At 64.6% G+C, this 15,111-nt stretch carries 15 protein-coding genes; 6 read left to right on the forward strand and 9 right to left on the reverse strand.

Annotated elements, in window-relative coordinates; all coding sequences use genetic code 11:
* Nucleotides 1–295: 295 nt before the first annotated feature.
* Entirely contained in the window at nt 296–856 is a 561-nt protein-coding gene (locus GGC65_RS07800) for a hypothetical protein (RefSeq protein ID WP_225940719.1), read from the reverse strand.
* An 89-nt stretch (nt 857–945) separates the two neighbouring features.
* Here GGC65_RS07800 and GGC65_RS07805 point away from each other — a divergent pair, with 89 nt between their 5' ends.
* From GGC65_RS07805 to GGC65_RS07820, 4 genes are all read left to right on the forward strand, one after another.
* Nucleotides 946–2,019 (forward strand): winged helix-turn-helix domain-containing protein, encoded by a 1,074-nt coding sequence (locus tag GGC65_RS07805; RefSeq protein ID WP_192646638.1) that lies wholly within the window; start codon nt 946–948, stop codon nt 2,017–2,019.
* A 314-nt stretch (nt 2,020–2,333) separates the two neighbouring features.
* Entirely contained in the window at nt 2,334–2,630 is a 297-nt protein-coding gene (locus GGC65_RS07810; protein ID WP_192646639.1) for a PspC domain-containing protein, read from the forward strand.
* A 271-nt stretch (nt 2,631–2,901) separates the two neighbouring features.
* A complete protein-coding gene (locus tag GGC65_RS07815) occupies nt 2,902–3,573 on the forward strand; it encodes a DUF6975 family protein (protein ID WP_192646640.1) in 672 nt (223 codons plus the stop codon).
* A gap of 95 nt (nt 3,574–3,668) precedes the next feature.
* Entirely contained in the window at nt 3,669–4,514 is an 846-nt protein-coding gene (locus GGC65_RS07820; protein ID WP_192646641.1) for an AAA family ATPase, read from the forward strand.
* A gap of 169 nt (nt 4,515–4,683) precedes the next feature.
* On the opposite strand, the gene GGC65_RS07825 is transcribed toward GGC65_RS07820, so the two are convergent.
* Complete coding sequence (locus tag GGC65_RS07825; protein WP_192646642.1) at nt 4,684–6,081, reverse strand: methyl-accepting chemotaxis protein; 1,398 nt, start codon at nt 6,079–6,081, stop codon at nt 4,684–4,686.
* Between the two features lie 113 nt (nt 6,082–6,194).
* Here GGC65_RS07825 and GGC65_RS07830 point away from each other — a divergent pair, with 113 nt between their 5' ends.
* Nucleotides 6,195–6,770 (forward strand): phosphoribosyltransferase, encoded by a 576-nt coding sequence (locus tag GGC65_RS07830; RefSeq protein WP_192646643.1) that lies wholly within the window; start codon nt 6,195–6,197, stop codon nt 6,768–6,770.
* Entirely contained in the window at nt 6,763–7,788 is a 1,026-nt protein-coding gene (locus GGC65_RS07835; RefSeq protein ID WP_192646644.1) for an adenosine deaminase, read from the forward strand. The genes GGC65_RS07830 and GGC65_RS07835 overlap by 8 nt, the downstream gene beginning before the upstream one ends.
* Nucleotides 7,789–7,795: 7 nt before the next feature.
* Here GGC65_RS07835 and GGC65_RS07840 read toward each other — a convergent pair whose 3' ends face one another.
* From GGC65_RS07840 to GGC65_RS07870, 7 genes are all read right to left on the reverse strand, one after another.
* Complete coding sequence (locus GGC65_RS07840) at nt 7,796–8,836, reverse strand: rod shape-determining protein (RefSeq protein WP_192646645.1); 1,041 nt, start codon at nt 8,834–8,836, stop codon at nt 7,796–7,798.
* 179 nt (nt 8,837–9,015) lie between these two features.
* Nucleotides 9,016–9,495: a hypothetical protein gene (locus GGC65_RS07845; RefSeq protein WP_225940720.1), complete on the reverse strand. Its 480-nt coding sequence runs from the start codon at nt 9,493–9,495 to the stop codon at nt 9,016–9,018.
* Nucleotides 9,496–9,559: 64 nt separating this feature from the next.
* Nucleotides 9,560–9,886 (reverse strand): reverse transcriptase-like protein, encoded by a 327-nt coding sequence (locus GGC65_RS07850; protein WP_225940721.1) that lies wholly within the window; start codon nt 9,884–9,886, stop codon nt 9,560–9,562.
* A 77-nt stretch (nt 9,887–9,963) separates the two neighbouring features.
* A complete protein-coding gene (locus tag GGC65_RS07855; protein WP_318780137.1) occupies nt 9,964–12,063 on the reverse strand; it encodes a TonB-dependent receptor plug domain-containing protein in 2,100 nt (699 codons plus the stop codon).
* On the reverse strand, nt 12,060–12,806 hold the full coding sequence (locus GGC65_RS07860) for a hypothetical protein (protein WP_192646647.1): 747 nt from the start codon (nt 12,804–12,806) through the stop codon (nt 12,060–12,062). Before GGC65_RS07860 ends, GGC65_RS07855 begins: the two co-directional genes overlap by 4 nt.
* A gap of 113 nt (nt 12,807–12,919) precedes the next feature.
* Nucleotides 12,920–14,644 carry a M56 family metallopeptidase gene (locus tag GGC65_RS07865; RefSeq protein WP_192646648.1) on the reverse strand — a complete coding sequence of 575 codons (1,725 nt, stop codon included), beginning with the start codon at nt 14,642–14,644 and terminating at the stop codon, nt 12,920–12,922.
* Entirely contained in the window at nt 14,644–15,018 is a 375-nt protein-coding gene (locus GGC65_RS07870) for a BlaI/MecI/CopY family transcriptional regulator (protein ID WP_192646649.1), read from the reverse strand. The genes GGC65_RS07865 and GGC65_RS07870 overlap by 1 nt, the downstream gene beginning before the upstream one ends.
* Nucleotides 15,019–15,111: the final 93 nt, after the last annotated feature.

Consider the following 15,111-nt stretch of genomic DNA (forward strand, 5'->3'; position numbering starts at 1 on the left):
TCGGCATTGGGGTGGTGAGCAGCCATCCGTAGTCCGTTCGTGTCGAGCGAAGTCGAGACACCCGTCGAAGCAAAGCCTAGCCCGAGGGGCATCTCGACTACGCTCGATGCGAACGGGTCAGGTAGGCGGAAGGTCCCCTACCGGCCGTTTCCAGACCTTCGTCATCCCGGACTTGATCCGCGATCCCGCTTTTTGACGCACTTACCGCCTTCGATCTCAAGCGGGACCCCGGATCAAGTCCGGGGTGACGATGAAAGAGACGGCCGCGATCGGTCGGTTGCCGCCTTTCCTCCGCTCAAATTTCGCCCGTGGCCTTGCTGGCCTTATGGAACAGCGCCGCCGACACCAGCCACAGCCCTGCGAAAAAACCGCACAGGACGAGCACGCTCACCGCGCCGCCGGGCTCGCGCTGCGTCGAGGGCGCCGTCGCTATCGCAATCGCGAGCAGCATCTGCACCGCCGCGGTGCCGAGCATCGCGCGCGCCATGCCGTCCGGCTGGAACCGCGCAGCGAACGCCCCGATGGCCGACGCAAAGATCAGCATGAAAAAGCTGAAATTGATCGGATTATCCTCGCCGACGATGCCGACCGCGAGGTTGATCCAGATTATCAGGAAAGACACGACCAGCGCCACCGCGGCGCCCCCGCGATAGGCGACGCTCGGCCACAGGCGCGCGGTGCGCTCATAGACGAGGATCGGCCCGCAGATCATGATCCCGGCGAGCACGAAAGAGGCTGGCCCCCAATTCCATTCGTTGCTGACCTGCATCATCACGGCCGGGGTCAACAGCAGCGCCGCCGCGATCGACCAGCGCGCCACGCGCCAGAAATTCCACCCCATTTTCGCATCGCTCACCATGGACTTGCCTCCTTCGATATGTGAGGCTCTACCCTCTGCTGCCGGCCGATGAGCGGCATGAGCAGTTCGTGAGATTTTGCTGGAAAATGAACCCGGACCGCTATCAGTTCGACGATTTCACGGTCGATCCCGCCGATCGCAGCCTCCGCCGGGGCAGCACGTCCGTCGAACTCAGCAATCGCTATTTCGATGCGCTGACTTTGCTGCTGCGCGAACGCGGGCGGCTCGTCACCAAGGATCGCTTCATGGACGAGGTCTGGCGCGGCGTGCCGGTCACCGACGAAGCGCTCACCCAATGCATTCGGACGCTGCGCCGCCTGCTCGGCGACGATGCGAGCCGGCCGCATCTGATCGAGACGGTCCCCAAGCATGGCTATCGTTTCATCGGCACGGTCGGGGCGGGGGCCGCCTCCCCGCTTCCGGCTGGTGCCATCGCGCCCGCGAGGGACCGCTGGCGGCGTTTCCTGTTCGTCGGCGCCGCGGCGACGGTGGGTGGCGGCATCGCCGGGGTGCTCGGCGGCCTCTTCTATGGCCTCAGCATCGGCGCCGGCCCCGCGACAGGCGCCACATCGGCGCTGTTCGTCCTGCTCGCGATCAACATGATTGTGGGGCTGGTTGCGGGCGTCGGTGTTGGCGCCGGACTGGCGGCCGCAGAGTTCGCGCGCGGCGACCGCTGGCAATGGACCATGATGGGCGGTGCGATCGGGGGCTTTGTGACCGGCGGGGTCGCAAAGCTTGTCGGCCTCGACGCCTTCGCCTTGCTGCTCGGCCAGTCGCCGGGCGACATGACCGGTGCACCCGAAGGACTGATCCTCGGCGCGGCGGTCGGCCTCGCCGCATGGATGGCGCGCCATCACGCGCTCAGCTTGGCACGGAGCGCTGCTATCGGCGGGGTGGTGGCGGGCCTGTCGGGTGTCGCCATTTCGCTCCTGGGCGGGACCTTTCTCGGCGGCAGCCTCGACTTCCTGCTCAAACGCTTTCCCGAATCGCGCTTCCGGCTCGACGCGATCGGTGCGCTCTTCGGCGAAAGCGGTTTCGGACCGGTCAGCAGCGCGGCCACGTCGGGCATCGAGTGCCTGCTGTTCGGCGCATGCGTCGCGGGGGCGATGTTTTTCGTGCGACCCGCCGGAGCAGGCGCCCCACATCGCCCGATTTCGTAAAGCAGGCCAACGCCTTGCAGCGATGCTGCGCCGCACAATTTTTTCGTCCCGCCTTCTTTAAATCTTCATCTTCCTGCCCCAGATAGCGCCCGTCGATGCGATGGGAGGGCTTCATGAACCGTTCAGGCGCCACCCATCAAATGGCAATCATTCCCACTCGTTGGGAATTGATTCACGATCCAGAGCAGGCGGCCCAACGCGGCTGACACAAAAAAGCTCGGAAATCTGGGGCTCGCAAAAATTGGCACGACCTTTGCGATGCATTGTGCATCGGCGCGGGGCAGTGCCCGCCGCCCAAGGGAAAGACAAAAAAGATGGAAAACGAAACGACCAACCTCTTCCGCCGCCGCGACACCTTCTTCGGTATCTGCGAGGCCGTTGGCCAGGATTTCGGCTTCAACCCGCTGTGGTTGCGCCTCGCCTTTGTCGCGCCGCTCTTCTTCTTCCCGGCCCAGACCTTCATCGGCTATTTCGCCCTTGGGTTGGTCGTTCTGGCCTCGCGCCTGATCTTCCCTGCCAAGAAGGCAGCAACGGCCCAGACCGCGCCGAGCGCGGTCGAAGTCGCCGCACCGCAGGCGGACAAGACCGAAGAACTCGCACTCGCAGCTTGAGCAGGGCCGGCCGGACACTCCCTCTCCCTTGCGTCCGGCCGCTCCGCTCCAATGGCGTCCCCCCGGCGCCAAATCGATGGGACCGGCAAACCTTCCCCGGGGTTTGCCGGTCCCTTTGCGTCCGCGGCCCATGTTTGTCCCTGACTGAAACACTCATGTCACAAATCAAACGCCGCTTATAAACGCGACGTTTACGACGTGGGCTTATGACCGATCGCTGTAATTCCATTGGCTTGGGCGCGAGCGCCCCTGCCACAGCGAGGATCAAGCGTTGAGCCAGTCGACCCAGCCCCAGGTACAGACACGCGACGTCGCCGAAATGCTCGATTCGCTGGTCGCCAGCGACGGCACCGGCGCGCATTCGCATGTCCGTTCGGGCGCGCTGTCGAACGGTCCCGATGCGATGCGCAACCTCGCCGACGCCGTCCATTTCCTCTGCCTGCTCCACGGCCGCTATCCCGGCGTGATCGACAATGCCGCGCGCAAGGCGGTCGACCCCGCGTCGCGCCAGTGGATGAGCGAAGCCGCCGATGCCTTCGTCCAGGAACGCGCCTTCCTGACCAAGATCGCTTCCGCCGTCGGCCCGGTACCGAGCACCCAAGGCCAAGCGCAATGCGAAGCCGCGGTCGCCGCGCAGCGCAAGGCGATCGACATGCTCGCCGAGTCGGACCGCCACGGCTGCGCCGTCGGTGCCGCGATCGCGCTGACGCTCGACTGGCGGACGATCCGCGTCCTGCTCGACATCAGCGCGCAGCGACTCGACCTCACGCCGCCGACCTGCACCCTCCCCGACCTCCGCGACACCGCACGGCTCGCCTCCACGGTCGCCGACACACCCGCGGTCGAACGCGCAATGGTGTTCGGCGCGCAGCAGCTGATCACCCAGCACAGCGGCCTCTGGGATTTGATGGCGGCACGCGCCGCCAGCCGCGCGCACCCCTAAGCCCTCACGCAAGCGGGAGGGGAGACGTCTTGCACCGCCCTCACGCTCCAGCTATGCCTGCTTGACGTTCACGTTAAGGGAAAGGCCGCGAGCCGATGCGTTTCGAAGGTACCAGCGCCTATATCGCCACCGACGACCTGAAGGTCGCCGTCAACGCCGCGACATTGCTGCGCCGCCCGCTGCTCGTGAAGGGCGAACCCGGCACCGGCAAGACCGTGCTCGCCGAGGAAATTGCCAAGGCGTTCGACGCGCCGCTGATCACCTGGAACATCAAGTCGACGACGAAGGCGCAACAGGGCCTCTATGAATATGACGCGGTCGCGCGCCTGCGCGACGGCCAGCTCGGCGAAGAGCGCGTCCACGACATCCGCAACTATATTCGCAAGGGCAAATTGTGGGAGGCGTTCACTTCGCCCAAGCTCCCCGTCCTGCTGATCGACGAGATCGACAAGGCCGACATCGAATTCCCGAACGACCTGCTTCAGGAGCTCGATCGCATGGCGTTCCACGTCTACGAGACCGACGAGACGATCGTCGCCAAGGAACGCCCGATCGTCGTCATCACGTCGAACAATGAAAAGGAACTGCCCGACGCCTTCCTGCGCCGCTGTTTCTTCCACTATATCAAATTCCCCGACCGCGACACGATGGCATCGATTGTCGACGTCCATTTCCCCGGCATCCAGAAGACGCTGGTCAGCCGCGCGATGGATATCTTCTACGAAGTGCGCGAAGTGCCGGGGCTCAAGAAAAAGCCGTCGACCAGCGAGTTGATCGACTGGCTGAAGCTGCTCCTCAACGAGGATATGCCGCTCGAAGTCCTCCAGAACCGCGACGTCGGCAAGGCGATCCCGCCGCTCCACGGCGCGCTGCTCAAGAATGAGCAGGATGTGATGCTGTTCGAAAAGCTCGCCTTCATGGCGCGCCGTCAGGGTAACTGAGGCAAAGCAACCGCCTATCCAATCCCGTTCGCATCGCGCGAAGTCGAGATGCCCCTCGGCTTGGCGCTATCGCGATGGGTGTCTCGATTTCCGGCGAACGCCGGAAGTTTATCCTGAGCGGCTGCAAGGCAGTCGAAGGGCTCGACACGAATGGAGACGAGACGGCCGCTTAAAGCTGGTACGCAACCTCGACGTCGCCCCAGCGGCGGCCATTGATCACCGCAGGCATATAGACGTTGCGCACGGTCAGATAATTGATCCCGTCGCCTTCCTGGCGATAGACCGTCATGAAGAAGGGCGCGGTGCTGCGCTTCGCCGCGGCGTCGGTCTCGTCATAGAGCAGGCGCCCGTTGCGGCAATGCGCGGTGTCATGCTCCAGATCGCCCGTCGGCGCGCGCGAGCAATCGGTGATATGCGTCGGCAGGAAGCCGTTCATGTCGCCCGCCGACGACATCTTGATCTCGGGATGGCTGGCGACGATGCGGTCGAACAGCGGGCGCCAGTTGGCATCGGCCCAGTCGCAAAGCGTCGTGCGGAAACGTTCGGGATTCGAATTGGGCACGCGCACATAATTGGTGTCGAACAGCTGCTCCATCGACAGCTGGCCCTCTGCGACCGCGCGTTCGGCCAGCCCGACAAATTCGTCGCGAACCTTCGCCGCCAGTGCGACGATCGCCGAATCCTGTGGGCTGACGCCTGCGGAGATCACGGCGTTGAACATGCGGTTCGATACATGCTCCATCGACAGGATGGAATCGCGCGTGCCGACCAAGGTCGAGCTATTGTCGCGCACCGAGGTGACGACGCTATCGAGCGCCTCGCGCACCTTCGCGCCATTGGCATGGACCATCGCGCTCGACTGCGCGATGCGGTCGCTCTGGTCGTCGAGCAGCGCAACAAGATGCGTCGCGTCGTGCAGCGCATCGGTGATCGTTTCGAACTGCGCCTCGGCGCGGCTCGACTGTTCGACCCCCGACTGGATTTCGGTCACGAGCCCGCTCGCCTCGGCGGCAAGGCTCCCGATGCTGCGGCGGATTTCATCGGTGGCGCCGCGCGTATTCTGCGCGAGCTTTTTCACCTCGGCGGCGACGACGGCAAAGGTGCGGCCGGCGTCGCCCGCGCGCTCGGCCTCGATCGCGGCGTTGAGCGCGAGCATGTTGGTGGTCTTGGCGATCGACTCGATCGACTGGCTGACCTGCTGGACCTGCTCCATCACTGCGGCAAAATTGGTGACATGCGTGCCGAGCCGCGCAACGAGGTCGATGACGGCGCGAAATTCGGTGACCGCGGCGTTGACGCGCTCGGCGCCGGTGTCGAGCTGTTCGCAAGCGCGCGCCGACAGGATCTTCGCTTCGTCGGTCGAATCGGCGATCTGACGCTGGTCGGCCTCGAGGCTGATGACATATTCCTCGAGCCGCCCGAGTTCGCCGATCTGACGATCCATCTGGTCGGTCGCGAGCTTGATCCGCCCTGCGGCATCGCTGCACCCGACGGCAAGCTCGCCGCAGTCGCTCGCAACCGACTGGTCGAGCATCTGCATGGCCGGGTTGATCGGATCATATTTCATTGGCTTGCCCACGTCCCTGAATGATCGCGAAGCTATGACGGGCAATGGTTAACGGCGGGTCAATGGGTTGATCCCGCCTTGCCCCGCCCCGCCCGCGCGATTAGGCCTGCGCCATGAGCGGCGAAAAGATCTTCATCAGCGCGAACGACCTGCTCGCCGACTCCTTCCGGCTCGGCATGCAGGTTCTGGACAGCGGCTTCAAACCGACGCACCTCGTCGGCATCTGGCGCGGCGGCGCCCCGGTCGGCATCGCGGTGCAGGAACTGCTCGACTACCACGGCCAACACTGCGACCACATCGCAATCCGCACCTCCTCCTATCACGGTATCGACAAGCAGGATGCGCACGTCAAAGTCTTCGCTTTGGGCTATCTGATCGATACGCTGAACCCCGAGGATCGGCTGCTGATCATCGACGATGTGTTTGACAGCGGGCGGAGCATCCGCGCCTTCATCGCCGAACTCAGGGCGCGCTGTCGCAACAATATGCCGCGCGACATCCGCATCGCGACCGTCTGGTACAAGCCGGGACGCAACGTCACCGACCTCAAGCCCGATTTCTTCGTCCGCGAAACCGATCAGTGGCTGATCTTCCCGCACGAGGTCGACGGGCTGACGGTCGAGGAAATCCGGCGTCATAAACCCGAAGCGGCGATCATCCTGCGCGAGGGAGGCCAGTCCGATGGCTAATGGTTTTGCGTCGACAGAAGAACGCGCCGCCTTCATCGCCGCGCTGCCCAAGGCCGAGCTCCACCTGCATATCGAAGGGTCGCTCGAACCCGAACTGATGTTCGAACTGGCGCAGCGCAACCATGTCGCCATCCCCTTCGCCAGCGTCGATGAAGTGCGCGAGGCTTACGCCTTCTCGAACCTCCAGGATTTCCTCGACATCTATTATCAGGGGATGGGCGTGCTCCACACCGAGCAGGACTTTTATGACCTGACCGCCGCGTATCTCGCGCGCGCGCATGCCGACACGGTCCGCCACGTCGAAATCTTCTTCGACCCGCAGGGGCACACCGAGCGCGGCATCGCGTTCGAAACCGTCATCGCGGGCATCACCCGCGCGCTCGACGATGCGACGGCAAGCTACGGTATGACGTCGAAACTGATCATGTGCTTCCTCCGCCACCTCAGCGAAGCCGAGGCCGAGGCGACGCTCGACGAAGCCTTGCCTTACCTCGGTCGCATCGACGGCGTCGGCCTCGATTCGTCGGAGGTCGGCCACCCGCCCGCGAAATTCGAACGCGTCTTCGCGCGCGCGCGCAGCCTTGGCCTCAAGATCGTCGCGCATGCCGGCGAGGAAGGGCCGCCTGCCTATGTCCATGAGGCGCTCGACCTGCTCAAGGTCGACCGCATCGACCATGGTAATCGTAGCCTCGAAGACCCCGCGCTCGTCGCGCGCCTCGCGGCCGAAGGCATGACGCTCACCGTCTGCCCGCTTTCGAACCTGAAGCTCTGCGTCGTAGGCGACATCGCCGACCATCCGCTCCGGACGATGCTCGACGGCGGGCTCCGCGCGACAGTGAACAGCGACGATCCCAGCTATTTCGGCGGCTATGTGAACGCAAATTATCTGGCGGTCGCCGACGCGCTCGATCTGTCGAAGAGCGACCTGCTCACGCTCGCACGCAACAGCTTTACGGGCTCGTTCCTGAGCGAAGCGGACAAGGCAAAATACCTCGCCGCGATCGACGCCTACGCCTGAACGCCGCTCAGCCCGCGATCAGCACGCCATGATAGGCGCGGTCCTCGAACGCGCGCCCGGCGCCCATCGCGACACAGATCAACGCATCGTCGGCGACGACGACCGGCAACCCCGTCGCACGCGCGATCGCCTGATCCATCCTGCGCAGCAGCGCGCCGCCGCCGGTCAGCGTGATGCCTTCGTCGATGATGTCGGCCGACAGCTCGGGCGGCGTCTGCTCCAGCGCAGCGCGCACCGCGCTGACGATCTGTCCGACGGGCTCAACCAGCGCCTCCGCGATCTCGGCCTCGGTCACCTGCACCTCGGCGGGGCGACCGGTCACGAGGTCGCGGCCCTTCACGCCCATGAACATCCCGTCGCCCTTGGGCGGCGTCGCGCATCCGATCGTCAGCTTGACGCGCTCGGCGGTCATTTCGCCGACCATCAGATTATGTTTGCGGCGGATCGACGAGGAAATCATCTCGTCCATTTTGTCACCGCCGACACGCACCGAATTGCTGTACGCGACGCCGCTCAGCGACAGGACCGCGACCTCGGTCGTGCCGCCGCCGATGTCGACGACCATCGCCCCTCTCGGCTCGGTGACGTGCAATCCGGCGCCGATCGCAGCGGCGAGCGATTCCTCGATCAGCCGAACCGATACCGCGCCGGCATTGCTCGCGGCATCGCGGATCGCGCGGCGCTCGACCATCGTCGATCCCGACGGCACGCAAATCACGACATGGCTACGCTGCATGAAACGGCTCGCACCGCCCTGCGCCTTGTCCATGAAATGCTTCAGCATCTGTTCGGCGACGTCGATGTCGGCGATCACACCGTCGCGTAAGGGGCGGATCGCCTGGATATTGCCGGGGGTCTTGCCCATCATCGGCTTGGCTTCGTTGCCGACGACCTTGACGCGGCGGACGCCGTCGCGCGTTTCCAGCGCAACGACCGACGGTTCGTTGAGGACGATGCCCTTGTCGCGCACATAAACGACGGTGTTAACTGTACCCAGATCGATGGCCATATCGTGCGCGGTCGACGCAAACCGATTAAAAAACTTCATATTCGGGGCAAATGCCTTCGGGAATGACGGAAGAATCAGGCGCAGCGGGGCCTTTGGCGCCCCCGACGTCTGTCATATATCGCTGCGTCGAAGGGGGCATGACGTCAACCGCGGCCGCACCACTTGCTGCCAGAACGGTAGTTTCTCAGGCCCGGCCGATCCGCCCGGCCCCGATTTTATTAGTCGTGCGCGCCCGGCACAAGGAACTTCAGACCCTGCAATTTGATCACCTGCTCCCCCGCGCAAACGGGGGCGGTGATCAACCGCATCCAACGGCGCTGCGCTGCGGCGGGCTGGATTTCGACATCGAGGGTAAAGCCGCGACGGTGCTTGATCGCATAGGCGCGCAATTTCTCCATCGCCGCGCGCGACCCTTCGCAATAGCGTGCGGCGGCGTCCTCACGCGTGATCGCCGCGTCGCGCGGGATGCCGAAAATGTCGTAAACCTCGCCCGACCAACTTAACCGGTTGTTGTCGCGAAGGTCGCACTCCCACACGCCCGGCCGCATCTGCCCCAGCCGCGCCGATCCCACGATATGCGTGATATCCGGCACCGGATCGACCATGTCGCAGCTGTGGATTTGCCCCAGCTCGAAAAAACGGTCGCGCTCATAGAGCGGCCAGCTGTGATGCACGGGCAAGGGATAGGTCTGTTTCAACGCTCTGGTCTTCCCGTCGGATTGCCCTGACTAGAGACCGGCACTTAACAAGTAGTGATGAAAATTAACAGTCTGCCGCCGCGCCCGCCAGCGCGATCCCCGCCAGATTCTGCGTCCGCTTGATATGCCGGATGCGCGGCATCGGCCCTTCGCCGACGAGGGCCTGGAAATTGGCGAAATGGCGCGCGCCTCCACCCCGAGCGCGCACATCGCCATTCGCCTGTGCCACGACCGCCGCCGCATCGCCGAGGAGGATAAAATCGGTCAGCTTCAGCTCCTGCGCAAGCCGCAGCGCCGCGATCAGCGCCAGCCACTCGGCGTCCATGCTGCTGCCGATCCCCGCGTCACGGACGACCGTCGCAGCGCCTCCGGTCACAACGGCGGTTTCCATCTTCCCGGGATTGGGCCGGCAGCCGCCGTCGAAGTATATTTTGATCCGGCGCGCCACCATCATACTCCCTTAGCGGGTCAGAACTTTCCGCGCACCGAAAAGGAAAAGATCGGTCCGATCAGCCGGTCGCGTTCCTCGATGAAGCTGACGGGGCTTTCGCCGCGAACTCCGGTATAGGCTGTCCGGTCGCGCTTCGATCGCGCATTCGCGATGTTGCGGACCGACGCGCGCACCGTCAGGCCCAGCACATCCTTGTGCTCGACAAAAACCGACGCCCAGACCGGCCCTTCCCAGACCTTGTCGACCTGGGTGCGGCGATAATTGGGCTGATAATGCGCATATTCGACATCGCCGCCCCACGCCCAGTCGCTGGCCGGGATATCGTGGCGCAGGCCCAGGCTGATCACCGTGTCAGTAAAGCCGTTCCACTGCCGCTTTTCGCCGGTGAACGGATCGCGCAGCGAACTTTTCTGCAACAGCATCCGGGGTTCGAGACGCATCCCCTTGATCCCGGCGGGATCGAGATTGATCGTCGCGGTCCAGTCGATCGCGCCCGCCTTCGCCTTTGCGATATTGCCCACCGCCTCGCCATTGGTGCTGATCGGGATCACGTCGACGCGGTCTTCGACATCGCGATAGATCAGGATGACCTTGGTCGAGCCCCACGCGCCGAACTTCTTGTTGATCTCGGCCTCATAGGTCCAATCCTGCTGCGGCCTGAGGTCGTTATTGCTCTCATTCTGGTTGCCGTCGTTCAGGAAGGCCCGCGCGAGGAAATCGTAGAAGCTGAGCTGGAGCACGCGTCGCCGCAGCTTCACCGACACGTCGAAGTCGGGCGACGGCGTCCAAGCGAGCGAGATCGAGCCCTTGGGCCGGAAAAAGCTGCGCGTCAGCCCGTTCATCCCCGTCTGGGTGATCGTCGAATGTTCGGCGCCGGCGATGATCTGAAAATTCAGCTTGTCGGTCAGCTTGCGCCCGAAGCTGAGCAGGCCTTCGTAACGATCTTCGCTCACCCCGCCGGTGCCGCCCTCGAAGGGCTGGTCGATCCATTCCCCCGTTGGACCCAGCACCGCGATCGATGCGACATTGTCGAGCGTGTTGAACGCCGCCTCGCCCGACAATTGCCAGTCGCCCCCGAACATCTTCCACTGATATTCGCCGCGCCCGATCGTCTCGCCGATGTCGCCGGTTTGCGCAAAGCGGTCGCCGGTCGCGATGCCGCCCTCGGGAGTCGTGACGATCTCCTGACGGTAGGGCTCGTGGCTGAAGCGCCTGAGGCCGATCAGCTTCAGCTTTCCGGGGCCGAAGCCGAACTGATAATCGCCGCTGACCTCATAATTCCAGCTGTCGGCATTTTCATACACGGTACGGATACGGTCGGGCAGCCCCGGGCCGGTCCGCACGCCATCCTCATAATAGCGGTCATATTTGCGCTGATAATGACCGCCGAGATTGGCGACGGTGTCGCCTGCGGGATCCCAAGTAATCCGCCCCGACAGTTTCGGCGTGTCATAATGGGTGTTCCAGATGTCCTTGCGCCGCTCGATGACATTGCGCGCCCCGTCATAGATCAAAGTCGGGCCGCCCGCCCCGCTGCGGGCGGAATCGTCATTGTTCAGCGCGACCTCATATTCGATCGCACCGGTGCGGCCGCGCACCGACACGTCGGCGCGGGTGAACAGCGGGTCGGTGTAGTGCGCGCGAAATTCGGGCTTCCATGAAAACTGCCCTGAAAAGGCATCGGCGCGATAGACGATATTGGCCACCTGCCCCGACAGGCCCGGAATATCGAGCGTCGCGCCGTCGACGATCTCGATCCGCTCGACATTGCTCGCGGGGATGCGCGACAGCTGGGTGTACATGTCGTCGGCCTTGTTCGACGGCCGCTCGCCGTTGAACAGCACATTGCCCGTCGCCTGCCCCAGCCCGCGGAGATTCTCGTTATCGCGGATCTGGAAGCTCGGAACCTGGATCAGCATATCGTACGCGTTGTTGGGCGCGTAGCGTGCGAAGTCGGCGGCCGTATAGATCTGCCGCGCGGCGCTACTGATCCCGCCCGCCGGCACTTCGGTCGGTGCAGGCGGCGGCGTATCGCCGGTCGGCGCCGCCGTTTCCTGCGCCGACACAGGCGTCGAGAGCGCGGCCGCGACCGCAGTCAGGCTGATCCATCGCTTCACTTGGAAATTCCCCCCGCCGCACGATTCATCGCCTGCGCATATTCGCCCGTCACGCCCATCGCCTTCATGCCGACGACGTCGTCAGCGCTCAGCTTCCGGTATCCCGCCGCAGCAAGCCCGCGCACATAGGCGCCGTCGACGCCAAGCGCCTTGCACGCGATCGCATCCTCGACGTCGGTCAGCACCAGCGCCTCCGATTTCAGGTCACGCACATATTCGGGCCGCACATCGAGCGCGGCCGCCGCGATCAGATCGTCGGCATCCTTCGGTCGCACACCCTCGTTCGCCAGCCCGTCGGCCAGCTCGATCGTCGCATCGACCATCAGCATCGCCAGCAGGGTCGAGCGCCGGTCGGGCGCGAGCCCACGCGCGCTCAATTCGCGTTCGAACGCGGGATCGGAGGTGAAGCGGCACTCTCCCCTGCCCTCGAATGCGCGGGTCAGTGTACCGGTGCACGACAGCGTCCCCGCGCCATGCGTCACTGTAAAGCTCACCGGCCCGGGCGTCTTCCGGCCCAGTGCGGCTTCGGCTGTGGCGAAATAGGGACGCGAGCCGTCAAACGACTGATCGCTGCTCGATCTTTTGTGCTGGATGCGGACGCGCGGCGCCCCCTTCTTTCCGTTCGCGGGCTCTGCGACCCAGCTGACGTCGCTCAGCACAAGCGGGTCGGCTGCGGCGGTCGGCGCCGAACAGGCGAGGACGGACAGCAGCGCGGCGCCGCCGGCAAGTAACAGGGCTTTCATTTGGTGCACTCCTCCCTCCGTGCGCCGGGCGAGCGTCATCGCTCGCCGCCGCAGCGGCAATTTTGAATCAGGTTTCGATTAATCGTCGGTCGCTGCGGACGAATGTCCGGGCGTCAGTCGCGGACGGGCGGCTCGGGCGGTTCCGGCATGGCTGGGAATTCGACCCGCGCAGTGCGGCCGTCGGCACGGCGCGCTTCGATCACGCCGCGTTCCATATCGACGACGGCGACATTTCCGTCACGGACAGCCCTCGTCACGGGTCGCGGAGCCGCCGCGGGACGAGGCTTCACGGGGCGGAACCCACGCGTCGCGCGCAGTTCGATCGCATCGTCGGCATCGCGCATTTTCACCCCCGACTTCTGCATATCGGTGACGAAATCGCAGTCGACGCCCATCGCCTTCAGCGCGACCAGATCGTCGACCCCGATGTCGGGGAAATGCGACTTCATATCGCGGGCAAAGGCTGCGTTGACCCCGACATGCCGCGCGCCGACCAGATCGTCGAAATCGGCGTTGGGGATGATGGCGCGCATCTGCGCGATATAGGCCGGATCGATCCCGCTCGCCTTCGCCGAAATAATATCGTCGGCGTCCAGCGATCCGCCATGCTGGCGCATCTCGGCGACATATTCGGGGGTCACGCCGACCGCGCGCATGCTGACCAGTTGCTCGGCGCTCAGCGTCTTCGATGTTGCTGCGGCGGTGGCGGCGTCATCGGTCGCAACCGCCTTTGCGGCTGCAGCGGACCGCGAGGTGACGGTCGTTGCCTCCCTCGTCGTCGAGGCGACAGCGGAGCGGACGTCCGCCGTCGCCGCGGGCTTGGCCGTCGCCGAGAAGGCGGCGAGCGGCACGGTGACCCCCGCGAGCACCACCAGGCTCATCAGCATCCAGCTCGCGCTCGCCGGGCCGCGCTTCAGGCTGCCGTCGAGGACGCGCGTGATGCGGCGCTTCAAACTGTCCTTGCCGGGCGCAACGCCATGCGCGGCGAGCAGCGCGCCCTGATTGTCGTGCCGGGCCGCGCCGACCAGCAGCGTTGCATAATCGGGGCCGTTGATGTCGGCCATCAGCACCGCATCGTCGGCGGCTTCCTCGCGCAATTGATGGCTTTCGCGCGCCAACATCCACACGAGCGGGTTGAACCAAAACACCGCGCAGGCGACGCGCGCGCCGAGCAGTTTCGCCCAGTCGAGACGCGCGACATGCGCTAGTTCGTGCGCGATGATCGCCTCGGCCTCACCCGCCGCGGCAACCGCCTTCGGGCTCAGCACGATCGTCGGGCGCAGCACGCCCCAGCTGATCGGCGAGCGCAATTCGTTGCTGACCAGCAGCGCGGTGCCATGCTTGAACCCCATGCGCCGCTGCGCTTCGGCGAGCGCCGACAGCCATGACCGTTCGACCAAAATCTCCGCGCGCCCGCGCATCGCGAACAGCCGCACCACCGCGAGCGCCATCACTCCAGATAATAGCAGGAGGGGGACAAGATAGAGAAAGGGAGCAAGGTCGCTCCACGAAAAGACGATCGGCGTCGACCCGGCACCATCGACCACGACAGGGACTGACGTCGCGGCGGGTGCCGGATCGATCACCGATCCCCCCGTTGTTGCCGTTTGCACGATCGGCACGGCGGGTTCGAAAGACCATGCCGCGGGCAGCGGCGCCCATTGCGGCAGCAGCAATATGGCGGCCGGCAGCGCGAGCAGCGCCATCAGGCCCGCATGCGCGATCATCGACCGCTCACCTGCCGAGCGCCAGCGCGCGAGGCGCAGCAGCACCAGCGTCAGCCCGGCGACAATGACGGATTTCCAGGCAAGGCCCAGCAACATCGCGGTGGTCAGCATCACCCTCTCCCTTCGCGCGCTTTGGCGATCATCTGTTCGAGTTCGTCGAGTTCCGAATTGCTCATTTCGTCCTGCATGCCGAGCAGCGCCGCGGCGGCGCTCGTTGCCGATCCGTTGAAGAAGACGCGCACGACCTGGCTCAGCGCCGACTTGCGCGCGGTCTTGTCCGACACGCTCGGCGCATAGACGAAACCGCGGTCGGACTGTTCGCGTGCGACAAAGCCCTTTGTCTCGAGGCGCTTCAACATCGCGCGGATCGCCGAACCCGAAAGTTCGTCGGCCAAGGCTTCACCGATCTCGATGACGGTCGACGCACCGCGCTCGTAAAGGATATCGACGATTTCGCGTTCCCGCGGCGGCAAACTGGACAACATGCGACTCACCTCATGCGCTACATTTGTAGCGTGCTACATTTGTAGCGCATACTTGGCAAGGGGTTTTATTCCGATAATACACAAGGCCGGATC

Origin of the sequence: Sphingopyxis sp. OAS728 (genome assembly GCF_014873485.1) — a bacterium.
Lineage (GTDB): Bacteria > Pseudomonadota > Alphaproteobacteria > Sphingomonadales > Sphingomonadaceae > Sphingopyxis.